General features: G+C 52.0%; 21 protein-coding genes. 5 read left to right on the top strand and 16 right to left on the bottom strand.

Features of this window, described 5'->3' with window-relative positions; genetic code table 11:
- Positions 1-262: 262 nt before the first annotated feature.
- The 3 genes from mnmA to J2X61_RS17560 all read left to right on the top strand — a co-directional run bounded on the left by mnmA (position 263) and on the right by J2X61_RS17560 (position 2,587).
- Positions 263-1,351 carry a tRNA 2-thiouridine(34) synthase MnmA gene (gene mnmA, locus J2X61_RS17570; RefSeq protein ID WP_274470642.1) on the top strand — a complete coding sequence of 363 codons (1,089 nt, stop codon included), beginning with the start codon at positions 263-265 and terminating at the stop codon, positions 1,349-1,351.
- Between the two features lie 30 nt (positions 1,352-1,381).
- Positions 1,382-2,074 (top strand): AlkZ-related protein, encoded by a 693-nt coding sequence (locus tag J2X61_RS17565; protein WP_310189460.1) that lies wholly within the window; start codon positions 1,382-1,384, stop codon positions 2,072-2,074.
- Between the two features lie 132 nt (positions 2,075-2,206).
- Positions 2,207-2,587 carry a DUF3889 domain-containing protein gene (locus tag J2X61_RS17560; protein WP_274470644.1) on the top strand — a complete coding sequence of 127 codons (381 nt, stop codon included), beginning with the start codon at positions 2,207-2,209 and terminating at the stop codon, positions 2,585-2,587.
- On the opposite strand, the gene J2X61_RS17555 is transcribed toward J2X61_RS17560, so the two are convergent.
- The 7 genes from J2X61_RS17555 to J2X61_RS17525 form a co-directional block, all read right to left on the bottom strand.
- Positions 2,582-3,901 carry a replication-associated recombination protein A gene (locus tag J2X61_RS17555; protein WP_274470645.1) on the bottom strand — a complete coding sequence of 440 codons (1,320 nt, stop codon included), beginning with the start codon at positions 3,899-3,901 and terminating at the stop codon, positions 2,582-2,584. The two genes, J2X61_RS17560 and J2X61_RS17555, sit on opposite strands and share 6 nt — an antisense overlap.
- A 1,285-nt stretch (positions 3,902-5,186) precedes the next feature.
- Positions 5,187-5,435 carry a hypothetical protein gene (locus J2X61_RS17550; protein ID WP_310189458.1) on the bottom strand — a complete coding sequence of 83 codons (249 nt, stop codon included), beginning with the start codon at positions 5,433-5,435 and terminating at the stop codon, positions 5,187-5,189.
- A 2-nt stretch (positions 5,436-5,437) separates the two neighbouring features.
- Positions 5,438-6,190, bottom strand: a complete 753-nt coding sequence (locus J2X61_RS17545) for a tRNA threonylcarbamoyladenosine dehydratase (RefSeq protein WP_274470648.1) — start codon at positions 6,188-6,190, stop codon at positions 5,438-5,440.
- A gap of 26 nt (positions 6,191-6,216) precedes the next feature.
- The gene (gene aspS / locus J2X61_RS17540; RefSeq protein WP_274470649.1) at positions 6,217-7,995 is read right to left on the bottom strand and encodes an aspartate--tRNA ligase; all 1,779 of its coding nucleotides are present in this window, start codon (positions 7,993-7,995) and stop codon (positions 6,217-6,219) included.
- A 36-nt stretch (positions 7,996-8,031) separates the two neighbouring features.
- Entirely contained in the window at positions 8,032-9,297 is a 1,266-nt protein-coding gene (gene hisS, locus J2X61_RS17535) for a histidine--tRNA ligase (RefSeq protein WP_274470650.1), read from the bottom strand.
- A 116-nt stretch (positions 9,298-9,413) separates the two neighbouring features.
- A complete protein-coding gene (locus J2X61_RS17530; protein ID WP_310189456.1) occupies positions 9,414-9,560 on the bottom strand; it encodes a hypothetical protein in 147 nt (48 codons plus the stop codon).
- Positions 9,561-9,723: 163 nt separating this feature from the next.
- Positions 9,724-10,029, bottom strand: coding sequence for a winged helix-turn-helix transcriptional regulator (locus J2X61_RS17525; RefSeq protein ID WP_274470651.1), 306 nt, complete (start codon positions 10,027-10,029; stop codon positions 9,724-9,726).
- Positions 10,030-10,151: 122 nt separating this feature from the next.
- On the opposite strand from J2X61_RS17525, the gene J2X61_RS17520 reads away from it, so the two are divergent.
- Together J2X61_RS17520 and J2X61_RS17515 are read left to right on the top strand one after the other, a co-directional pair.
- A complete protein-coding gene (locus J2X61_RS17520) occupies positions 10,152-10,547 on the top strand; it encodes a DoxX family protein (protein WP_274470652.1) in 396 nt (131 codons plus the stop codon).
- Between the two features lie 285 nt (positions 10,548-10,832).
- A complete protein-coding gene (locus J2X61_RS17515) occupies positions 10,833-11,153 on the top strand; it encodes a hypothetical protein (protein ID WP_310189454.1) in 321 nt (106 codons plus the stop codon).
- 101 nt (positions 11,154-11,254) lie between these two features.
- Here the strand turns inward: J2X61_RS17515 and J2X61_RS17510 are convergent, their stop codons facing one another.
- The 9 genes from J2X61_RS17510 to secD all read right to left on the bottom strand — a co-directional run bounded on the left by J2X61_RS17510 (position 11,255) and on the right by secD (position 22,735).
- Complete coding sequence (locus J2X61_RS17510) at positions 11,255-13,201, bottom strand: FAD-dependent oxidoreductase (protein WP_310189452.1); 1,947 nt, start codon at positions 13,199-13,201, stop codon at positions 11,255-11,257.
- Between the two features lie 197 nt (positions 13,202-13,398).
- Positions 13,399-13,572, bottom strand: a complete 174-nt coding sequence (locus tag J2X61_RS17505) for a hypothetical protein (protein WP_274470656.1) — start codon at positions 13,570-13,572, stop codon at positions 13,399-13,401.
- Between the two features lie 83 nt (positions 13,573-13,655).
- Positions 13,656-14,096: a D-aminoacyl-tRNA deacylase gene (gene dtd / locus J2X61_RS17500; RefSeq protein ID WP_274470657.1), complete on the bottom strand. Its 441-nt coding sequence runs from the start codon at positions 14,094-14,096 to the stop codon at positions 13,656-13,658.
- A gap of 41 nt (positions 14,097-14,137) precedes the next feature.
- Positions 14,138-16,321, bottom strand: a complete 2,184-nt coding sequence (locus J2X61_RS17495; RefSeq protein WP_274470659.1) for a RelA/SpoT family protein — start codon at positions 16,319-16,321, stop codon at positions 14,138-14,140.
- A 259-nt stretch (positions 16,322-16,580) separates the two neighbouring features.
- Positions 16,581-17,093 (bottom strand): adenine phosphoribosyltransferase, encoded by a 513-nt coding sequence (locus tag J2X61_RS17490; protein ID WP_274470660.1) that lies wholly within the window; start codon positions 17,091-17,093, stop codon positions 16,581-16,583.
- Positions 17,090-19,540 carry a single-stranded-DNA-specific exonuclease RecJ gene (gene recJ / locus J2X61_RS17485; RefSeq protein WP_274470661.1) on the bottom strand — a complete coding sequence of 817 codons (2,451 nt, stop codon included), beginning with the start codon at positions 19,538-19,540 and terminating at the stop codon, positions 17,090-17,092. The genes J2X61_RS17490 and recJ overlap by 4 nt, the downstream gene beginning before the upstream one ends.
- Before the next feature lie 26 nt (positions 19,541-19,566).
- Positions 19,567-20,520, bottom strand: coding sequence for a cation diffusion facilitator family transporter (locus tag J2X61_RS17480; RefSeq protein WP_274470662.1), 954 nt, complete (start codon positions 20,518-20,520; stop codon positions 19,567-19,569).
- A 66-nt stretch (positions 20,521-20,586) separates the two neighbouring features.
- Entirely contained in the window at positions 20,587-21,513 is a 927-nt protein-coding gene (gene secF, locus J2X61_RS17475) for a protein translocase subunit SecF (protein ID WP_274470664.1), read from the bottom strand.
- Positions 21,503-22,735 carry a protein translocase subunit SecD gene (gene secD, locus J2X61_RS17470; RefSeq protein WP_274470933.1) on the bottom strand — a complete coding sequence of 411 codons (1,233 nt, stop codon included), beginning with the start codon at positions 22,733-22,735 and terminating at the stop codon, positions 21,503-21,505. The genes secF and secD overlap by 11 nt, the downstream gene beginning before the upstream one ends.
- Positions 22,736-22,780 lie beyond the last annotated feature (45 nt).

Raw genomic sequence — 22,780 nt, 5'->3', positions numbered from 1 at the left:
ATGACGAAAAATTATGACGCTTACCAATGGCTATGCCCGCATTAAGACTAAGGCTCGTCCCTGTCTTGGTAAACAGCGTTTCCATTTTTAGCAAAAACATTCCTAAACATCCGTATATCATATACATGGTATCATAGATTCCTTCTTCTGTGGGGGAAAACAATGACATTCTCATGAAATATTTTAATTTTCAAGGGTTGAGATGTATAATAGTTTGTGTTTACAAAAATGTCTTACAAGATGGAAAAGAGGAACAGGAGCGATGAACAAGAAAACACGCGTTATTCTCGGCATGTCCGGGGGTGTCGACTCGTCCGTAGCCGCTTTGCTGCTGAAGGAGCAGGGCTATGAAGTGATCGGCATTTTCATGAAAAATTGGGACGATACCGACGAATTTGGCCATTGCACAGCCGAAGAAGATGCAGAGGATGTCCGCAGAGTGTGCGACCAGCTCGGCATCCCTTTCTATACAGTGAATTTCGAGAAACAATATTACGACAAGGTATTCGCCTACTTCTTGGACGAGTATACCAAAGGCCGTACGCCGAATCCGGATGTGATGTGCAACCGGGAAATCAAATTCGGGGAGCTTCTCCAGAAGGTCTTGGACCTGGGCGGCGATTATATTGCGACAGGCCACTATGCGCAGGTGAAAGAAGAGAATGGGGAGTACAAGCTTCTTCGGGGCAACGATCCCGGTAAGGATCAGACGTATTTCCTGAATGTACTGACACAGCATCAGCTGTCCAAGGCGATGTTCCCGATCGGCCATCTGCCGAAGCCGGAAGTCCGCAAGATTGCCGAGGCCGCTGGTCTCGCGACAGCCAAGAAGAAAGACAGCACCGGCATCTGCTTTATCGGCGAACGGGACTTCAAAGAATTCCTCAGCCAGTATTTACCCGCCAAACCTGGCAACATGGTCGATATTCGCAACGGCGATATCAAAGGCCGCCATGACGGCCTCATGTACTATACGCTCGGCCAAAGACAAGGGCTTGGCATCGGCGGTTCCGGCTCAGGCGAGCCATGGTTTGTCGTCGACAAAAATTTGGAAACGAACGAGCTGCTCGTCGTTCAAGGCGAACAGTATCCCGGCCTCTACTCCAAGGGATTAACGGCCACCGACGTGAACTGGATTTCACCTGTTAAGCCGCAAGGGGCCTTCACCTGTACGGCCAAATTCCGTTACCGCCAGCCCGATCAAGGCGTGACGCTTACATTTGCAGAGAACGGAACCGTGGAAGTCGTTTTCGATTCGCCGCAGAAGGCCGTTACTCCCGGACAAGCCGTCGTGTTCTATGACGGGGACGTTTGCTTGGGCGGCGGCGTCATTGATCAAGTTCACAAATAAGCACAAGGAACGCGAGGAAGGATGATTGCAATGCCCAAAGTGAATGAAGTCTCGCTGCGCGCTAACACTTACGAGGATGTTAAAGCTATCGTGAAAGAGGTTGGTATTCTGCCTCTCTCCTCTTTCATCCCCGATCATCCCTCTCTTGAATCCGTAACGACGCACGATCAGTGGCACACCGGACTCGAGACGGATCCTTGGCTATGGCGGGATCGGCTGCCAGGCGACGGACTTGCCGCTTACGGAAGGTTCTTCGCGAAGAAGCCTTTGTTGATTTCGGCCGACCTCTTTCCACTGGTCAAGAACCTGCTGGAAGACCCGTACTCCGTTGAAGAACGGTATGAGGACGGGCAGCTTCCCAAGTCGGCCGTCCAACTGTTCCAAGCCGTAGAAGCGAACGAAGGCATCGATGTTAAGGAACTGCGGGCTGTGACCGGCATGAAGGCTAAGGAGTCCAAAGCCGAATTCGACCGGGCGCTCATTGAACTGCAAAGCACAACGGATCTTGTTATTGCGGGAATCAGCGAGCGATTGAATGCCAACGGAACCAAAAACGGCTGGAATAGCGCTTGCTACATGACGGCGCTGCATTGGATGGAGCTTCACCGTTTGAAGCCGAATACGGAGCCAACGCCGGAGGCAAGAAGCCGGTTCAGAGCTTATGTGCAGGAACGATACAGTCAAGCCGCCGCTGCGTATTTAGGGAAGATATTCAAGTTATAAGGATGAAGCCTGTTCCAGGTTGGAGGAACAGGCTTTTTTATTTGAGTCCTGCGATGTGGCCAAATTTACCGTTAGCCCCGCCGTATGTCGCCAACTTACAGAGCGAACCCTATTGGCGAAAGGTGTGAGCGAATGAGTACACTCTCAACCGTATTTCTCCTTATCGGGCTAGGCTGCTGCGATGCTTCACAGGCTCAGCCAGGCATGCTGACAGGCCCCCAGCAAACCATAGCCATTCATGCCGCCAACTACCAAGAACCCGATCCCTCTTATGCCAAATGGAGCCGTCTTGCTTTCAGGGAAGCCGGCAAAGTATATACCCTGCTCGATTACAAGTACATGGGCCATTCCCATGTTGCGGCTGGCGTGGATCAACAGCAGTTCCGATTCTGGGTCAGACATCAAGGCAAGGAATTTCCGCTGATTGTTTCGATTCGGTATAACCCTGTTACAGAGAAGCTTTACAGCATTGATATGGAACAAGAAAAAAGAGGGAACCTGCCGATCCTATAGATCCGCAGGCTTCCCTCTTCTTTTGAGCTGGTTCTGCCGCATTTTCTCTTCCGTCCCTTGTTCGCTGGCGGCGAAGATGATTTCATGCTTGATTTCATCCGGCAAATACTGCTGCTGAACGAAGTGGCCGGGGTAATCATGCGGATACATATATCCTTTGTGCCCGAGCTTCTCGGCACCTTTGTAATGGGTATCCCGCAGATGAAGCGGCACATCGGCGGATCTCACACGCTCCATCAGCTGCTCCGCGCGGGAAATCGCGATCGGGATGGAATTCGACTTCGGACTTTCTACGGCGAACAAAATTGCCTGGGAAATGATGTACTTCGATTCCGGCCAGCCAATCTTATGATAAGCGTCCATGGCTGTCACGGACTGGATCATCGCCTGAGGGTTCGCCAGGCCGATGTCTTCGCTGCAGCAGACGATCAGGCGCCGCAGGAACGTCATGGGATCCATGCCGAGCTTCTCGACGGCATAGAAGAACCAGAACAGCGCGGCGTCGCTGGAGCCGCGTAAGCTCTTGTGGAAAGCGGACAAGACGTCGTATTGCGTCGACTCGTCCGCTTTCACGATCGGGCGGCGGATCGACTCCTCCGCCACCTCGAGCGTGATCCGAACCGTGCCGTCCGGTTCGGGGGAAGTCGTCAGCGCTGCCAGCTCCAGCGCGTTCAGGGAGCGGCGGATGTCGCCGACGGCCATCCGCGCGATGTGCTCCAGCGCCTCCTCGTCCACTTGGAGGCGCATGAAGCCGAGCCCCTTGACGGGGTCGGCGATGGCTCTGCGCATGGCGATCAGCGCATGCTCCGCCGTGAGGGGCTCGAGCTGAAACAGCGTCGAGCGCGACAGCAGAGCCCCGTTCACATGGTGGAACGGGTTCTCTGTGGTCGCCCCGATGAAGATGAGGATGCCCTGCTCCACGGCAGGCAGCAGCGCATCCTGCCGCGAGGTGTTGAAGCGGTGCACCTCGTCAAGGAACAAGATCGTCTTGCGGCCGTACATCGCTTTGTTGTTTTTGGCCAGCTCGATGATCTCGCGCACGTCTTTGACCGAAGCATCGACCGCATTCAGCTTCATGAACTCGCCTTGCGTGCGGTTCGCGATGATGCCGGCTAAGGTCGTTTTGCCGGTCCCCGGCGGGCCGTAGAGCAGAATCGAGCTGACTTGATCGGCTTCGATGGCTCTGCGCAGCAGCTTGCCTTTGCCGACAATCTGCTCCTGGCCGATATATTCGTCCAGCGTTGTCGGGCGCATCCGGTCTGCCAGCAGCTTCCCGGCCGGTTCTTGTGATGCGGCATATGTAAACAGGTCCATGTTGACTATCCTTTGCTTTGTAATGAAGTGATGATCGAACTTGTACCATTATAACCTGCGGGAGCTGAGCCTGTCATGTCTTACGTAGGGTCAAACCGCTTATTGCGGGGCGTGCAGGTACTGATGCGTGTCGGAAAAGTAGCTTACTGGTAATAGATTAGCGTGCAGCTATTGTGTGAGTATTAGGGTGATTGGATTGTGTAGGGTGCTATGGGGAGTAGCTATAGTGTTTCTTGCGGGAGCTGCCTTTGGCGATTAGCGTGTTTCTTGTGGGGAGCTGATAGGTTAGTGTAACTCGTAAGGCATGTGTAGATCGGTGCGACAAAGTGTTTGAGCTGACCAGAGCCGCCTTCTAACGGACACACAAGACGCTATTTTGCGTTTCTAGCCCTATTGGAAATCTAACGGACAGGAGAGCCGCTATTCGGCTGTTTTTGGAGGTTTTCGGGGCATTTTAGGCCAAATAACGGCTTCCCAGTCCGTTAGAATTTAGATTAGCCCTAAAACAGGGAAATAGCGTCCCCTGTGTCCGTTAGAACCCGTGCTCGCCCGCCTGCTTGCCACACTGCCACTCCGCCATTCTGCCATTCTGCCATTTAACCGCTTATTGCGGGGCGTGCAGGTACTGATGCGTGTCGGAAAAGTAGCTTACTGGTAATAGATTAGCGCGCAGCTATTGTGTGAGTTTTGGCGTGATTTGGATTGTGTAGGGTGCTATGGGGAGTAGCTATAGTGTTTCTTGCGGGAGCTGCCTTTGGCGATTAGTGTTTCTTGTGGGGAGCTGATAGGTTAGTGTAACTCGTAAGGCATGTGTAGATCGGTGTGACAAAGTGTTTGAGCTGTTCGTAACCAGAACCGCCTTCTAACGGACACACAAGACGCAATTTTGTGTTTCTAGCCCAATTGGAAATCTAACGGACAGGAGAGCCGCTATTCGGCTGTTTTTGGAGGTTTTCGGGGCATTTTAGGCCAAATAACGGTTTCCCAGTCCGTTAGAATTTAGATTAGCCCTAAAACAGGGAAATAGTGTCCCCTGTGTCCGTTAGAACCCGTGGCTAGCCCGCCTGCTTGCCATTCTGCCATTCAGCCACTCCGCCATTCTACCATTCTACCATTCCCTCATTCCGCCATTCTGCCATTCACCATTCTGTCCTCCCTCATTCTGCCACTCTGCCATTCACCATTCTGTCCTCCCTCATTCTGCCACTCCGTCACTCTACCATTCCGCATTCTAGCCCCCCGCATTCTGCCACCCCTGCCCTCCGCCGTTCCTTCGTTCTGTCAGTCATCTGTCTTCCTGTCTTCCTGTCTTCCTGTCTTCCTGTTTCTTCTTTCCTGCTTTCCTGCCTACCTGACTTCCTATCTTCCTGTCTTCCTGTTTCTTCTTTCCTGCTTTCCTGCCTACCTGTCTTCCTGCCTTCCTGCCTTCCTGTCTTCCTGTCTTCCTGTCTTCCTGCCTCCCTGCCCCGCCCGCATAAAGCAAAAAAAAACGGATGCCCAAGGGCATCCGCTCAGGGCATCCGTTCATCTTCAAACCTACTTCTTCAAGCCGCTCTCCAGCAAATCCTTCACAGCTTCGCTCACCATAATGAGTCCGGCTACTGGAGGAACGAACGCATTGCTCGCCGGAGGCTGCTTCGCTTTGCGAATCTCCGGGGCATTCGCCGGCACGATTTGCTGCGTGACGTCCTCACGCGGCTTCATCGGCTCCTCGGTCGAGAATACGACCTTAACGCCTTTCTTGATGCCCTCTTTGCGCAGCTTCTGCCGCACCACGCGGGCGATCGGGTCCATGCTCGTTTTGGAAATATCCGCAACTTTGAACTGCGAGGGGTCCATCTTGTTGGCGGCTCCCATGCTGGAGATGATCGGAATCTTCCGCTCCAAGCATTGTTTGATCAGATGAATTTTGTACGAAATCGTATCGCTCGCATCAAGCACATAATCGATATGATGCGCGAATACTTCCTCATACGTCTCCTCCGTATAAAACATCCGCAGCGAGATGACGTCGCATTCCGGATTAATCAGCTTGATGCGGTCGCGCATCAAATCCGCTTTCGGCTGACCGACCGTCGTCATCAGCGCATGAATCTGGCGGTTGATATTCGTGATATCAACCACGTCTTTATCGATCAGAATCAAGCGGCCGACACCGGTCCGCGCCAGCGCTTCGGCAGCGATGGAGCCGACACCGCCGATACCGAGTACCGCGACGGTGCTGTTCTTCATCACTTCCAGGCCCTCAGGGCCGATGGCAAGTTCTGTCCGAGAAAATTGATGAAGCATGGTAACACTTCCTCTTAATATGGTTCTTAGGCTTTGGCAGGCTGCTTAAGCGCTAAGCGAATCGACAGCTGCTCGAGCTGCTTGTCGTCGACAGTTCCCGGCGCATCCATCAGCAGGTCTGTCGCGCTCGCCGTTTTCGGGAATGCGATCGTTTCTCTCAAGTTGTTGCGGCCTGTAATCAGCATGACCAAACGGTCGAAACCGAAAGCGAAACCGCCGTGCGGAGGCGTTCCATATTCGAACGCTTCCAGCAAGAAGCCGAATTTCTCCCATGCTTCCTCATTGGAGAAGCCAAGCGCTGCGAACATTTTCTCTTGAACCTCACGCTTATAAATACGCATCGAACCGCCGCCCACTTCGTACCCGTTCAAGACAAGGTCGTAAGCTTGAGCGCGGATTTGGCCCGGATCCGTATCGAAGAGATGAATGTCCTCTTCGTTCGGACGCGTGAACGGATGGTGTTCCGCTACATAGCGTTTGGCTTCTTCGTCGTATCCAAGCAGCGGGAAATCAACAACCCATGCGTATTTGAATTGCGTATCGTCGATCAAACCGAGGTCGCGGCCGATTTTCAAACGCAGGTTACCGAGTACGTCCGCTACAACTTTCTTCTTGTCTGCGGAGAAGAGCAGCAAGTCGCCTTCCTCAGCGCCCAGACGCTCTGTCAAAGCGGCAATCTCCGCTTCGCTGAAAAATTTCACGATCGGCCCTTTGAACTCGCCGTCTTTCACTTGAATCCACGCCAAGCCTTTGGCCCCGTAACGCGCCGCGAATGGCAGCAGGTCGTCGATCTCTTTACGGCTCCAAGTACCGCAGCCTTTGGCGTTCAGCGCCTTCACTTGGCCCCCGCCTTTGACTACATTCGCAAATACTTGAACGCCGGAAGCTTCAACGATATCCGACACATCTTGAAGCTCCAGTCCGAAACGCAGGTCCGGCTTGTCGGAGCCGTACTTCGCCATAGCATCGGCATGCGTGATGCGTTGGAAAGGACGAGGAATTTCCACTTGCGCAGTTTCTCTCATCAAGTTAACGACAAGCTCCTCCAGAATGTCCAGAAGCTGATCCTGGGACAGGAAGGAAGTCTCGATGTCGACTTGTGTAAATTCCGGTTGGCGGTCTGCGCGAAGATCCTCATCACGGAAACAGCGTGCGATTTGGTAGTAGCGTTCAAGACCACTCACCATTAACAGCTGCTTGAAAATTTGCGGAGACTGCGGCAGCGCGAAAAACTCGCCTGGATGCACACGGCTCGGCACCAAGTAATCGCGTGCGCCTTCCGGCGTGCTTTTCGTCAAAATCGGCGTTTCGACTTCAATGAATCCTTGATCGTCCAAGAAATTACGGAACACTTTGGACGCTTTGGAGCGCAGCATCAACGTTTTTTGCATTTCCGGACGGCGCAGGTCCAGATAACGGTATTTCAAACGAACGGCCTCATCCACTTCAACACCGTCTTCAATGAAGAACGGAGGCGTTTTGGCAGCGTTCATGATTTCAATTTCAGTTACTTGCACTTCGATTTCGCCTGTAGGAATGTTTTTGTTCACTGTTTCCAGATCGCGTTCTACAACTTTCCCTTTCACGGCGAGCACATATTCATTGCGTGCACGGTCGGCAATCGCCAGTGCATCTCCAGAGAAATCAGGGTTAAAAACAATTTGGACAAGTCCGCTGCGGTCGCGAAGATCGATGAATAGAACGCCCCCTAGGTCGCGTCTTCTTTGCACCCACCCGTTTAGTGTTACAGTCTGTCCTACTTGGGCTTTCGTCAGCTGCCCGCAATGATGTGTTTTGAGCATCATAATAGTATTGCCTCCTCATAAGTAGTTATACAACATTTATTCGAATAGTGTTTTTGCGGCATTCGAGCCCAGGTCCACTAAACTCACCGTAACTTGCGAACCGGTTTCCATCTGCTTCAGCGTAATTTCGCCGCGAGCCAATTCATCGTCCCCGAGAATCGCCACATATTTCGCTTGGAGACGGTCCGCGGATTTCATTTGCGCCTTCATTTTGCGGCCTTGGTAATCTTTCTCCGCCTTAAGCCCTTGGATACGCAGCTGCTGCAGCAGCTTCGTCACTTCTTTCTCCGCCGCAGCGCCAAGTCCAATCAAGTAAACATCCAGCGGCTCCGGCTTCGGAATTTCCACGCCCTGCGCTTGGAGCACGAGAAGAATGCGCTCAAGGCCCAAGCCTAAGCCGACACCCGGTTGATCGGTCCCATGGCCGCCGATTTGTTCCACGAGGCCGTTGTAGCGTCCGCCTCCGCCAATCGTATCGATGGCGCCAATGCCGGCGGCTTTGTACTCAAACGCGGTGTGCGTGTAATAATCAAGACCGCGAACGAGACGGGGATTCACCCGGTATGGAATTTCCATTGCAGACAAATGTTCTTTCACTTGAGCGAAGTGTGTGGAACATTCTTCATCCAGGTAATCCAGAATCTCAGGTGCGCCTTCGCCGTACTTTTGATCGATTTTGCAATCAAGAATACGCATAGGGTTTCTGTCGTAACGGGACTGGCAGTCCTTGCAAAGCTTATCTTTCACCGGTGCGAAAAACTCCTGCAATTTCTCGCGGTAAACCGTTCTTACCGAAGGCGTACCGACGGAATTAATTTCGACCGTGACGTCTTTGAGACCGATTTCTTTATAGAACGTATAACCAAGAGCGATCACTTCGGCGTCCATGCTGGGATCGACGGATCCGAAAGCTTCGATGCCGAACTGGTGGAATTGGCGATATCTTCCGGCCTGCGGCTGCTCATAGCGGAACATCGGACCTACGTAATACAGCTTGGTAACATCCGGTACCCCGTAGAGCTTATTCTCGACATAAGCCCGCACGACACCTGCCGTACCTTCAGGACGCAACGAAATGCTGCGGTCTCCCTTATCCATGAAGGTATACATTTCTTTCTCCACGATGTCGGTCGTTTCGCCAACCCCTCTTGAAAACAGTTCCGTGCTTTCGAAGATCGGTGTCCGAATTTCTTTGTAATTAAATCTTTGACACAAGTCTCTCGCTTTGTTCTCCAGGTACTGCCACTTCTCGACTTCACCGGGCAGAAGGTCCTGTGTGCCTTTCGGCTTCTGAATGCTCATGTGTTCAACCTCCCTTTATCTCATCAATAACAAAAAAATCCCCCGCCCCTGACATTCGCCAGGGACGAGAGATTTGATTAACAAATTCACCCGTGGTACCACCCACATTCAGCCAATTATGCGCTCCTGCTCACAGCATGGAGGGACACAATCTGCACTTTACGGTTAACGCCCGCGAAACGCATTGCCGCTACTAGACCGATCGACGGAAGCCGATCTGCCGTTCCCAGCAAGTCCTCGGGGAGGTCTTTTCGTTCGCTCATCATTGGAAGCTCGCAGCCTGGACTTCCTTCTCTGATAATGTGGGGGCGACATACTTTATCCCTTCAACGGATCACAAAGGTATTGAATTATTGTTTATTGTAAACATTGCCAGAAGCAAAGTCAAGCATTATGCGCCTATTCGACAATTGTCTCTTGATTCATTTAATGAGAATCCGCCCATTTTTGCAACTCGTCCATCACGGGCTTAAGACCTCTTCCTTTGGCAGTCAGTTCATATTCGATACGAACCGGGGTTTCCGGGTACACATGTCGGACAATGATCTCTGCAGCCTCGAGTTCCTTGAATCTCTCTGAAAGCATCCGGTCGCTCATGCTCGGGATCAGAACGGAAATGTCTTTAAACCGCTTCGGGCCGGTCATCAAGACATGAACGATAAGTCCTGTCCATCGTTTTCCCAGAAGTTCAAAAGCATTCTCGAATTTAGGGCACAGTTGATAGTGTTCCATATAAATCATCTCCTTATAAACAATTTTAACATAGTCGCTTGACAAAAGTAAGTATTGCGTAATAATATACTAACATAAAGTAAGTAATTAAATAAAATTTATTTTAAGAGGAGTTGTTAGTGATGGCTTTAGGTCTTCTTATTATTCGTTTGGTGTTAGGTTTAACATTTGCGGCGCACGGTACGCAGAAAGTATTTGGTTGGTTCGGGGGCTACGGTCCCAAGGGCACGGGCGGCTTCTTCGAATCGATCGGCATTAAGCCCGGTGTGACGATGGCCGTTCTTGCGGGACTCGCGGAAATTGCCGGTGGCTTGCTCTTCGCCGCAGGCCTTTGGACACCGCTCGGCGCTGCCCTTATTATACTTACTATGCTGGTCGCGATCGTGAAGGTACACGGCAAAAGCTATTGGGCTTCTTCCAACGGTTATGAGTACAATTTGCTCTTGATCGCCGTTGCCCTTGGCGTAGCGCTGATTGGTGCCGGTGACTACTCCCTGGACGCTCTAATGTCAAAATAAATCGATAACCGCCGCTGATTAGCGGCGGTTTTGCTATGCAAAGAAAATAGCCTGCAGCACGTGGCGGCAGGCCTCTAGACAATATATAAATTAAAGGGGGTCGACTTTTATTATATCCCTGCTTGATTAAAGGCATATGAAAAAATGATTACAATTTCATTACAGCGATACTCCTGAATTTTCAAGCATTTTCATTTGTTTCCCCCCGTATATTCGAATTTCTCGCAACATATACATGTACAACAAGGCAAATGGCCTTGAATTTATCATCAGGAGGCTGTAACAATGACAACACAAAACGAGTTTCAAGAAGAACGGCAAGATCTAGTGGTGCTCTTCTCCGAGGAGTCCGAAGCCGAAGCCGAAGATGAAGTAGCCGACGAAGCAGCCGAAGAAGAGGCCATTGAGGATTCGGAAGCTGCTGAGGAAGCCGAAGAAGCAGAGGAAGAAGCGGAAGTCGAAGCGGAAGAAGAAGCGGATGCCGAAGAGGAAGTCGAAGCTGAGGAGGAAGCCGAAGCGGATAGTGAAGATTCTGCGGAAGAAGAAGCGGAAGAAGAAGCGGAAGAATCTGCTGAAGCCGAAGAGGATGCAGCCGAGGCAGACTGAATTTTGTAAGCGCAGTCATCAAAACTTCCACAAGCTTCGAAAAGCAAAAGAGCCTTACCGCCCATCCAATTGCGGCGTCATAAGGCTCTTATTTGTGTTCTCTAAGGCTTGCCCGTTAGACCAACCTTCAAATCTCTAATCATCATGTACGTATCTGCATTCGTTAACTTTTGTTTATCAGCAATCAGGTTCAGCGTTGCGTCTGTCAGCAGCTTGTTCGCCGCCAGCTTCGCTTGTGCATCTTTCGGCTCAGCCGCGATGCCCAATGCTTGTGTCATGGTAAAGGCCGCTTGCTCGAGTGACAATGGGAGCTTGTCCGAATTGTCCATCTTCGCAATCGCCTGCGACACGTCGCCTTTGAAAGCATCCGGTTTCATTTTGCGGGCTCCGCTCACAAGATTCACCATGCGCTTCGGATTCGCCGCGTCGTCCAAACGGAAATTGTTGTCGTACGCTCCTGATGCCAATCCGAGCATAAGCGCCGTCTTCAGCCCCTCATACGCTTTATGTTCCATAAACGGCTGAGGCTTAAGCGTAATCGGATGAATCTCCATCCCCTGCTTATTGAGCTGCTCCTGCAGCTTGGCGATCATGTCCTTCGAAGCCGACAGCTGACGGAACGTCATCTTCTCCTGCTTCGCAAACATGGCCGCGGCTCCAGCAGCTTCTCCTTCCGCCATGCCCGTAGGCATCACGCGCGCACTGCCATGAGGCAGCGTATCGTAGCTGGCCGCTCTGCCTACCACAAGCAATCCGTCTATGTTCTTAGGCACCAGACTGCGGAAAGGAACGGCGTATTGTTTCGGCTTGCAAACGACGGTACCGGAATCCGTCGGCGAAATCCGCTGAATATCAACCGGATAAGAGCCGAAGCCGATGCGGTCCCACTGGTCGGCATTCGTACACACGTCGACAATGTTAAGCCTGTATTCTCCCTGCATATGGCGCGTTTCTCTCACGTACAGCTCCGGCGCCGAGCCATCCAGCTCAAGGCTTGCAAACTCGGGGAATGTCTTCTGCATGTAAGCCAAAATGCTAGGCAGCTCTTTTTTGCCGATATCAAAAGCTTCTTGCACCGATTTCGGGTCAAAAGCGTCTACGCCAAAAATTTGCAAAGCGTTGATGAGGACCGTATTGTCATTCTGTCGCCCCATATTGAAGCCCCGCATCTTGGCCCGCTCCTTGTTCACTGGCGGGTATTTGCTCATCTCCCCGTAGCCGAACACGCTAACTTCATTCACACCAGTATCGGGATTATTATCGCCGTTCAAGCGGGTAGCCATCAGGTTCCACACCTCAGGCGTCACGTTCTTCAGTCGGAAGGCCAGCGTTACGGCCATCTTGGAATTCGGGTCGCCAATGTCCTCGTGACCGATCGTAAACGGTACGCCGGCCGCCGCGGCGAAATCACCGTCCTGTGTCGCATCGATCACAGACCCGGCTTTGACGACTTGCGTGCTGCCGTTCTCAAGCGTGATCGTTGCGCCCTGTACATTCTTCTTATCTTCGGAGAGCAGAGGCTCGATCTTTTTCGTTTTGAGCAGCAGATCGATATTCGACTCATTTCTAACCAAATCATAGAAAGCATTGGCTGCCGTATTGACGTCGAAGGAATCACCTTCAATCTTGGCGTACCATTCGGAGAAAAAGCCTTTGTTAAACACATCGTCTTTCCCCAATAGATTCTTGTTCGGGCTATAATTCATATCGATCGAATTGATCCAGCCGAGTGTCATGAGCCCGCCGAGTATTTCCCGGTTGCGGCCGTCGACAAGCAAAGTGTTCAACCCGTTGCGAGCCGCAGAAACGGCTGCCGCAACCCCTTCAGGATCGGTACCGACGACGATAACGTCATACGCATCCTTCGCCTTTTTCACCGATTTCACTTCTTCAAGCTCCTGCTTTTCCTTGCTATGTCCGCTGCTTGTATGATGTTTGTATTGATAATACAGGGATGCTGCAGCAGCCAGCACCGCTAGCAGAATCAAGGTTCCCATCAACCAAAGCCAACCTTTGGAAGTGGCGTTGTTACGATTTCCATTAGCCATTAAAACCAAAGCACCCACCTTGTCTCCTGCTTGCGCGCCGCCTTCCCTCCAGAGGTTCGCTAAGCTTCGCCAGCAGTCGATAATTTTTTCAGCTCAAAATATCACTTGTTAGTTTATCACATTTTACCGGTATATAGAAATTTTGCCGGAAACAAATAAAGCCGCGCACTGCTTGGCAGCACGCGGGCTTTATGGATTTACCGGTACGATTTTTTCGGAATGCTTTTGAGCTTCTCCTGTTCGGAGGTGAATTCGGCGCTGATCTCCACGTCGGCGAGAGCCGGGGCTTGACTGATCCGCTCAGCGATCGTGGTGTGCAGCAGCTGCTGTACTGGTGCCGTCATGATCTGTTGCTTCATGGATTGACGCATCTGGATGCTCCTAACTGCAAGAATCTACAGTTACAGTATACCCAGCAGGCAAATGAATTAATCGAAAGGGCATAAGTGCCCGCTCATTTGCTGTCGATAATCAGAGTAACGGGACCCCAGTTCGTCAAAGAAACGTCCATCATCTCGCCAAAGGCTCCGGTCTCCACCACCAGGCCTTGCGCACGCAGCAGCTCATTGAATTGATCATACAGCGGCTGTGCCACTTCCGGTCTGGCCGCCGCCATGAAATTGGGACGCTTCCCTTTGCGGCAATCGCCATACAGCGTAAATTGCGACACGGACAAGATGTGCCCGCCTGTTTCCAATACGGACAAATTCATTTTGCCGGACTCATCTTCAAAAATACGAAGGCCAGCTACTTTATCGGCTGCATATTTGGCATCCTGTTCGGTATCTTCGTGCGTAATGCCGACCAGCAGCATTAAGCCCTCGCCAATCCGGCCGACGGTTTCACCGCTCACGGTGACTTCGGCGCGCTTGCACCGCTGAACAACAACTCTCATAAGCGTCCTGAATCTCCTTACACGCGCGTGCAGCGGTCAGCTTAGCTTTGCATGATGCGCTGCACGGAATATACGTCTTTCACACGTTTGATTTTCTCGACGACGGATTGCAGATGATCGATATTTTTGATCAGGATCGTCATATGAATCGTCGCCATTTTATTTTTATCGGAACGGCCCGATACGGCCGAAATCATCGTTTTGCTTTCGGAAACGGCTTGGAGCACCTCGTTCAGGAAGCCTCGGCGGTCATGGCCCGTAATTTCAATTTCGACGTTGAAATTGGATTCCACCGCTTCCGCCCATTCGACCTCGATGACCCGTTCCTCCTCGCCCATGCTCGTCGGAATGTTCGTGCAATCCGAACGATGGACGGAGACGCCGCGACCTCTCGTAATGTAGCCGATAATGTAATCGCCCGGGACCGGATTGCAGCAGCGGGCGAAGCGCACCAGCAGGTTGTCGACGCCCTTCACCCGCACCCCGTTCGTCGGACGGCCCTTCCGCTCCGCAGCCGGCGACTTGACTTCCTTCACCTCGGTCGTAAGCTGCAGCACCTGCGCTTCTTCCGCTTCCCGGCGCAGCTTCTCCGTCAGCTTAGTGCATATCTGTGCGGCGGTAATGCCGCCGAAGCCGACAGCCGACAGCATATCTTCAATATCGTTGAAATTGTATTTCTTCGCCGCTTCGAGCAGCTTCTCATCGCTCATCAGCGTTGGCGGGTCAATGGCAAGCCGTTTGAGCTCGCGTTCGATCATGTCTTTGCCTTTCTCGACATTCTCCTCGCGCTTCTCTTTCTTGAACCACTGTTTAATTTTGCTGCGGGCATGCGAAGACTGGGCAATTTTGATCCAATCCTGGCTAGGTCCGTATGAATGCTTGGAAGTCAAGATCTCGATAATATCCCCGGTCTTCAGTTTATGATCCAATGGGACGATACGGGAGTTGACTTTAGCGCCAATCGTACGGTTGCCGACCTCGGTATGAATCCGGTAAGCGAAATCGAGCGGCACCGACCCGGCAGGAAGCTCGATGACTTCGCCTTTCGGCGTAAAGACGAAAACAAGGTCGGAGAAGAAATCCATCTTCATCGACTCCATGAATTCGGAGGCATCGCTTGTCTCTTGCTGCAGCTCCAAAATTTCGCGGAACCAGCTCATTTTGTCTTCGAAGGTGCCGGCTGGAACGATCGAGCCGCCTTCCTTATACGCCCAGTGTGCGGCGATACCGAACTCGGACGTTTTGTGCATTTCCCAAGTCCGAATCTGCACTTCCAGCGGCTCCCCCTTAGGACCTATAACCGTCGTATGGAGGGACTGGTACATATTCGGCTTGGGCATCGCGATGTAATCCTTGAACCGTCCCGGCATGGGCTTCCACAATGTATGGATAATCCCCAGAGATGCGTAGCAGTCTTTGATACCGTCGACAATTACGCGCAGCGCCATGAGATCGTAAATCTCATTGAACTGCTTGCCGCGGGAGCTCATTTTCTTATAAATGCTATAGAGATGCTTAGGTCTTCCGGAGATATCCCCCTGAATGCCCATTTCTTCCAGCTTCTCCTTAATGGAGTGGATGACGTCCTCTATATACTGCTCGCGCTCGGTTCGCTTCTTCTGCATCAGGTTAACGATCCGGTAATACTGCTGCGGATTCAAATAACGAAGGGCGATATCCTCCATCTCCCACTTGATCGTGGAGATCCCGAGTCTGTGCGCAATCGGGCAGAAAATTTCCAGCGTTTCCTCCGCGATGCGGCGCTGGCTCTCTTCGGACTGGTACTTCAACGTGCGCATATTGTGCAGACGGTCCGCTAATTTGATCAGAATGACGCGGATATCCTGCGCCATCGCGACGAACATTTTGCGGTAGTTCTCGTTCTGCTGTTCTTCTTTGGATTTGAACTTAATCCGCTCGAGCTTCGTCAAACCATCGACGAGCATCGCGCATGTTTTCCCGAATTTATCTAGTACAGTTTCTAATGAAACCGTTGTATCTTCAACGACATCATGCAGGAGTGCCGCAATGACCGAAGTGACGTCCATCTGCATGTTCACCAAAATATCTGCTACAGCGAGCGGATGCAGAATATAGGGCTCCCCCGATTTGCGCACTTGGCCATGATGGGCTTCATCCGCGAATTCATAGGCCTCCCGAATCCTCTGCAAATCATTCTCCTTCAGATAGGTGGCTGCCTTCTCCAACAGCTGCTCTATACCCATGCATCTACCCATTCCCTTTAAAGGTTGTATTTTTAAAAAAAGATCTATACTGATTTTTATTCATTATGCCTTCAAGGCAGGCTCCGCGTCAACTATTGGGCGTCAGACTTTCGACAAAAACCATCATTTCGCCATATAACCGCTTTCATTCTTTGCAAATATCTCGGTTCCATCTCCAAGATCACGGACAGCCATTATAAGAAAACGGGACTGTTCCCCGAGCCATATGCATGACTCTTGGGACAGCCCCCGCCAATTATTAATATTGAACTAAGGAAACGACGTCGATGCCATTGAATTTGTTGCGGCCTTCCAAATAGGACAACTCAATCAGGAACGCTGCTCCGACGATTTCCCCGCCAAGCTGGTTGATCAGATCGATGGAGGATTGAATCGTTCCGCCGGTTGCCAGCAGATCATCAGCAATCAGCACCTTTTGACCCGGTTTAATGGCATCTTTGTGCATCGCCAATTTGTCTTTGCCGTACTCCAGGGCATAGTCCACTTCGATCGTTTCGCCAGGCAATTTGCCGCTTTTGCGAATCGGAATAAAGCCCACGCCAAGCGCGTAAGCGAGCGGTGCGCCGATGACGAAGCCCCGTGCCTCGGGACCTGCAATCACATCGATCTGCTTCTCTTGGACCATGACTCTCAGCTGGTCGATCGCTTGTTTGTACACCTCGCCGTTTTGCAGCAAAGTCGTGATGTCCTTGAACCGGATGCCCGGTTGCGGGAAGTCGGGGATGACGCGAATGTAATCTTTGAAATTCATATGATTTCCTCCAATGTTTGGTTTACTGTATCTATATGTTCAGACATCCATTGCTCCAATTCCTTCGCGGATGAATACATAACGACGGATTCCACTTCCTGCCGCTGCATCCGGTGTTGGTACAAACGTGATGCCGTAAGATCTCTCTTGGCCGGAGACGGTTGAAGCTTAACTAAAGCCCCCTGCCTCTCGACAAATTCCAATTCTTCAAAGACGGATAATATAAAATGGATCATGGCTGGCGATAAACCGGACCGTCTGCTGAATGCGGCCAGCAGCCTTGCATCCTGCACATTGAGCTGCCCTTCTTTTTGCAAGGTGCCGTACATCATTTTGAACATATCCCGTGAAGGCAGCGTACTGCCGCTATCCGGTCCAAGCTCAGCGAATACGGGATAACAGCGCATCATGCTCTCAGCCTGCCGCAGAACGCTCTGCAAGCTGGCAAGGCTCCTAGGGAGTGTATACAGAACGACATCCTGCATACGGGCGAATTGCCATCTCCGCGCCGCTTCGTTCCCAGGCCGCAACGGCCCGCTGTCTTGAACGACCCAGTAAGGAATTGCGTCTCCGATTTGAAACGCCGTAGACGCATAAGCGCCTTCGTCCGCTTCGTCGAACAGTACGATCGCCGGCGGCGGCGGCTCGCTGCCGGCGGTGCCGGCGGCAAGCGCGCTCCGGAGCATATCCAGCTTCGCGCTGAGCTGTCCGGCTCCCCGCCAATCAAAGAGCTGCATATGCCTGATTCGCAGGTCCTGCATGACGATTTGCGGCTTGCGCACCCCGTTCCACTCGTTGATCGACAGCTCGCCGAGTACGTCGACCTTGGCCATCGGAGCGATGAATCCGGCCAGGCTTCCCTTGCCGAAGCCGACGGCTTCCACCGAGCAGCTGACCTCCTCCTTCGCTTGGGAGAGCGCGAGCTTCAAATGCTGCTTCTCCTTCCCCATGGTCCGGACTTCACTCAGCTGCAATTCCGTGAACATGAATCTAGGGGCTGGATTCCCCATACCGAATGGCGCCAGTTTATCCAGACCTTCGATACTCGCAATAGGCACCTCATGCAGGGAACAGACCGCATCGGCCTTCAGCAGCGGTATGTAATCATCCTCGGTTAATGCAGCCGCTGCCAGCTCATTCATTCTACGTGCGAAAGCGTCCAAATGTACGGCGCTCAGGCTCATCCCGGCAGCCGCTTGATGGCCGCCGTAGTGGTCCAGCCATTCTTCGCACGCCGTCAGCGCCTTATGCAGGTCGAAGCCGGCGATGGAGCGAGCCGAGCCCTTGGCCATTCCTGTTTGCGGATCTATGCTGAGAACCAAAGTCGGCCGATAGAATCGTTCCACGATTTTGGAAGCGACGATCCCGACAACACCGACGTTCCAACCTTCCTTCGCGACAACGATGACTTTATCGAGGCCCTTGGCCTGCTGCTCCTCAGCCAGTACGAATGCTTCCTTGACCATCTCTTCAACGATCAGCTGCCGTTCTTTATTCAACATATCCAATTCGAACGCAATTTGCTCCGCTTCCCGGTCATCCGAGGTCGTGAGCAGCTTCACTGCGATGTCCGCCGCTTCCAGCCGGCCGCTTGCGTTGATTCGCGGGGCAAGCGAGAAGCCGATGTGCCCGGCCGTAACTTCTTTGCGCTCAATGCCGGAAACGCCGATCAGCGAGCGAAAGCCTGCATACGCCGACTCCTGCATGCGCTGCAAGCCCATCTTGACGATCAGCCTGTTCTCTCCGGTCAGCGGCATAAGATCGGCAACCGTCCCGAGTGCGGCGAATTCCAGCAACTCTTCCGGCAGTCTATTCAGCAGCGCATGCGCCAGCTTGAGGGCTACGCCCACCCCTGCGAGATGCTTAAAGGGATACGGGCAGCCGGGCTTCTTGGGGTTAATGACCGCCAAAGCTTCCGGCAGCTGCTCAGGAGGTTCATGGTGATCCGTTACGATGACGTCGATCCCCAGCTCCTTGCAATAGGCAATTTCCTTTACGGCGCTTATGCCCGTGTCGACGGTAATTAACAGATCAACGCCTTGTTCTTTGGCCAAATCCATCGCCGGCCGGTTCAGACCATAGCCTTCGCGAATGCGGTGCGGGATATACGTATCGAACCGTGCGCCCAAGCCTCGGAGGAGATGATACATCAGCGAGGTGCTGCTTACGCCGTCTGCATCGTAATCTCCATACACCCGGATAAATTCATTGTTCTGCAGCGCTCGGCGAATGCGCTCCACAGCCGGGCGCATATCGTCAAGCAAATACGGATCGTGATAGTAGCGGATGCCGCCATGCATGAATTGCTCGGCCTCCGCCAAGGTGCGAATGTCTCGAAGAACAAGCAACCTGGCCACAAGCGGGTCGATCTGCAGCTCGCGCACGAAAGTTTCTATGAGCATCTCGTCGGCATTACCTATGCTCCATCTTGCCTTTGGTGCTAGCACGGGGTCGTGTCCTCCTTACAACTTCTTTAGTGAATAACGGAAGGCAGATCGTTAAGCTCTGCATCCGTTGCATGTTTATAGGGATAACCCGCATCATACGGCGCGACATGAACAAGCACTTCCGAAATATGATGGAATCGTTTCATCAACTGCTGCTTAACTTTTTTGGAAATTTCATGACCTTCCCAGACGGAAACACGGGGATTCACGCTGATCTTGAGTTCCACAACCACATAGTGGCCCTGTTCTCTGGCTTTCAGGTCGTCAACGGTAATGACGCCTTTGATCAACTGAACGACGGCAAGCAAATCGTCCGCATCCTCCTGCTGGAGGACGTAGTCCTTCTTCGTATGTAAAGTTTCCTTCACGAGGGCATACCCCATTCTCAGGATCATAAGAGAGATGATGATTCCAGCTATCGGATCCAGGTAATAGAAGATCGAGATATCGAGCAGATTAGCGACGCTGGCGCCAAACACCCCGATCAAAGCCACAATAGTAGAGTATATATCGGAACGGTGCGTCCTGCCATTGGCAATTATTTCCGGCGATTCGATGGCTTGGCCAAGCTTGGTTGTGTACTGAAACATGATTTCCTTCAACAACAGAGAAATGCCGATTGCAACAAGCGCATAGGTCTTGGACGTATGTGCCGCCGGCGTCCACAAGGATTTGACGGCGGAGAACCCCATCTCGATGCCCGCAATCAGAATCAACAGGGCGATGAGGACCGTTGTAACCGCAGCTCTCTGATCGAACCCGCCAGGATTCGTATCTTCCTGTGAACGTCCAGCTGATCTTAGTCGAACTAATGCAGCAGATGAACCTGCCACCCCTGCGGCTGAATGCGCCGCGTCAGCAAGCAATGCTTGACTTTGCGTCATGACACCAAGGATCCCTTTCAGACAAGCAAGCGCTGCATTGCCTGAGATCGCTACCCATACTGCCAGTTCCGTCTTCCGAAAACGCTCGTCTTTCACCGTTGACACTCCCCCTGAACGGATACAAAGGCCGCGCAACATTCACGCGGCCGGTTATTATGGTTATTACGCTGCTGCTTTCTTTTTAGAACTGCGTAGCGATTTTCTTTTCAAGAGGTACCAGAGTGAGCAAGCAATGACGATGGACGAATAAGCACCGCTTGTCAGACCGACCAGCTTCGCAAGCGCGAAGAGCTTGATGGATTCGCTACCGAAAATATACAAACAGCCTGCCGCGATCAATACGACGAGAACCGTATTAATATTCCGGGCCATCGTTTGCCAAATACTGTCGTTCACGAGATTCACCAGATCCTCGTCCGTTTTGAGCTTAGCGAACCGCAAGTTCTCGCGAATACGGTCAAAAATAACGATCTTATCGTTGATGGAATAACCGATCGTCGTCAGAACTGCGGCCAGGAACGGAAGGTTGACTTCCAGACGGAAAATCGCAAAAATCGCGATAACCATGAACGCATCGTGAAGAATGGCAATAATAGCGGCAATCGCGAATCGCCATTCAAAGCGGATGCTCACGTACACGCAAATCAGTACGCTGGCGATGGCTACGGCATAGACGGCCTTTAACAGCAATTCCTTGGCCAGCTGCGGGTCGACCGTGTTGATTTCCTTGGAAACCTCGGTGCCGTAAGCCGTTGCGAAAGCTTTCTGGATCGCATTGACGGTAGCGTCGGTCAACACATCGTCGAACCGGATCGATACGCGGTCGCTGTTGTTACCGCCGATGGTCGGATCCGCGTAGTGCGACTTCACTTCCCCGCTCGTCGTAAGGCCCTTCATAATCTCATCCACTTTGGCTTTGTCCAGCTGCTTGCCGACGACAAGATCGATATTCGTTCCGGCTTTGAAGTCGACGCCGAAATTCATTCCCGAAACCAGCATCATAACCAAACCGATAAGTAATAACGCAATGGAAATACTGAAAAAGGTTTTGCGCGTATTTACAAAATCAAACCGTTTCTTAGAGTCCACGGATTTCTGCCTCCTTCACGCCGAAATAACTTGGCTTCTTCAGCAAGTTGCCTCGAATGATCAGGTGCAGCAGCCATCTCGAGAATATGACGTTCGTTAAGATACTAATGACGATACTGAGCATGGTGATGACGGCGAACCCGCGAATCGCGCCGTTACCTACGTAATACAGAACGATACCGGCAATCAAGTTCGTGACATTCGCATCCATGATCGTACGGAAGGAGTGCTTGGAGCCCGCCTTCAAGGACGAGAGAATGCTCTTGCCTGCGCGGATCTCTTCGCGAATCCGTTCATATGTAATAATGTTCGCATCGACGGCCATACCGGCCCCGAGCACCAAAGCCGCAATACCCGGCAAGGTTAACGTTGCGTTCATGAAGTCGAAGATCGCGAGCAGCACCCAGATATAAGTAATCAGCGTGAATGCCGCTACCAGTCCAGGGGCTCTGTAGTAGAACAACATGAAAATGAAGATCAGAATGGAGGCGATGAGGCCTGCACGCGCTGTTTCATGCAAGGATGCTTGTCCCAGCGTTGCGTCCACACGCTGAATATATTTCTCGGTTAACTTCAGCGGCATGGCCCCTAAGTTAATCATTTTCGCTACTTTGGTCGCTTCCGTTACACTCGTTTGTGTTATTACTGCGGAATCGCTGTCAATCGGGAAGTTAACCGCTGCTGTAGATTGCAGTTGATCGTCCAGATAGATCGACAACGTGCTGCCTACCAGTTTCGTCGTTACTTCCTTGAATTTCTCTCTGCTTTTCATCTTGATTTCTACGATCGGCTGCTTCGTGTTCGGATCGTAGCTCAATTTGGCTGCGTTCTCGACGAAGTCCGTACCGTTCATGTAGACGGTTCCGTCCGGTCCTCTGAAAGTAAGAACAGACGGCTTGGACATCAGCGTTCTCACTTCTTCTTCATTCTCCACGCCGGCAAGCCGCACGCGGATGCGGTCCGATCCTTCCGGATAGACCTCAGGCTCAGCTACGCCCAGGGAGTCAGCCCGCTTCGCAAGACTTTCCGCCGCTTGAGTAAGCGTTTCCTTCGTTAAAGGCTGCCCAGCTGTCAAAGGCTCTGCGGTGTACAAAATTTCGAACCCGCCTTTTAAATCCAAACCAAGCTTGATTCGTTCTACAAGTCTAGGGCTTGTTGCTCCGATTGCGCCGAGAACAATAACAACCGTTAGAAAAAAGAACGAGATTCTTTTCCAATCCAGCATCTCTTGCTTGTCTCCCTTCGATACTCAATATGCCTATTATAT

Origin of the sequence: Bacillus sp. 3255, from assembly GCF_031456485.1 — a bacterium.
In the GTDB taxonomy this organism is placed as follows: domain Bacteria; phylum Bacillota; class Bacilli; order Paenibacillales; family NBRC-103111; genus Paenibacillus_E.
Note: the sequence above shows the minus strand (reverse complement) of the source record. Positions and strands in the feature narration are given on the sequence as shown.

Bases quoted from the DNA above. Each gene is read 5' to 3' on its own strand.
- mnmA (WP_274470642.1), top strand. From the start codon at position 263: ATGAACAAGAAAACACGCGTTATTCTCGGCATGTCCGGGGGTGTCGAC.
- J2X61_RS17565 (WP_310189460.1), top strand. From the start codon at position 1,382: ATGCCCAAAGTGAATGAAGTCTCGCTGCGCGCTAACACTTACGAGGAT.
- J2X61_RS17560 (WP_274470644.1), top strand. From the start codon at position 2,207: ATGAGTACACTCTCAACCGTATTTCTCCTTATCGGGCTAGGCTGCTGC.
- J2X61_RS17555 (WP_274470645.1), bottom strand. From the start codon at position 3,901: ATGGACCTGTTTACATATGCCGCATCACAAGAACCGGCCGGGAAGCTG.
- J2X61_RS17545 (WP_274470648.1), bottom strand. From the start codon at position 6,190: ATGCTTCATCAATTTTCTCGGACAGAACTTGCCATCGGCCCTGAGGGC.
- aspS (WP_274470649.1), bottom strand. From the start codon at position 7,995: ATGATGCTCAAAACACATCATTGCGGGCAGCTGACGAAAGCCCAAGTA.
- hisS (WP_274470650.1), bottom strand. From the start codon at position 9,297: ATGAGCATTCAGAAGCCGAAAGGCACACAGGACCTTCTGCCCGGTGAA.
- J2X61_RS17530 (WP_310189456.1), bottom strand. From the start codon at position 9,560: ATGAGCGAACGAAAAGACCTCCCCGAGGACTTGCTGGGAACGGCAGAT.
- J2X61_RS17525 (WP_274470651.1), bottom strand. From the start codon at position 10,029: ATGGAACACTATCAACTGTGCCCTAAATTCGAGAATGCTTTTGAACTT.
- J2X61_RS17520 (WP_274470652.1), top strand. From the start codon at position 10,152: ATGGCTTTAGGTCTTCTTATTATTCGTTTGGTGTTAGGTTTAACATTT.
- J2X61_RS17515 (WP_310189454.1), top strand. From the start codon at position 10,833: ATGACAACACAAAACGAGTTTCAAGAAGAACGGCAAGATCTAGTGGTG.
- J2X61_RS17510 (WP_310189452.1), bottom strand. From the start codon at position 13,201: ATGGCTAATGGAAATCGTAACAACGCCACTTCCAAAGGTTGGCTTTGG.
- J2X61_RS17505 (WP_274470656.1), bottom strand. From the start codon at position 13,572: ATGCGTCAATCCATGAAGCAACAGATCATGACGGCACCAGTACAGCAG.
- dtd (WP_274470657.1), bottom strand. From the start codon at position 14,096: ATGAGAGTTGTTGTTCAGCGGTGCAAGCGCGCCGAAGTCACCGTGAGC.
- J2X61_RS17495 (WP_274470659.1), bottom strand. From the start codon at position 16,321: ATGGGTATAGAGCAGCTGTTGGAGAAGGCAGCCACCTATCTGAAGGAG.
- J2X61_RS17490 (WP_274470660.1), bottom strand. From the start codon at position 17,093: ATGAATTTCAAAGATTACATTCGCGTCATCCCCGACTTCCCGCAACCG.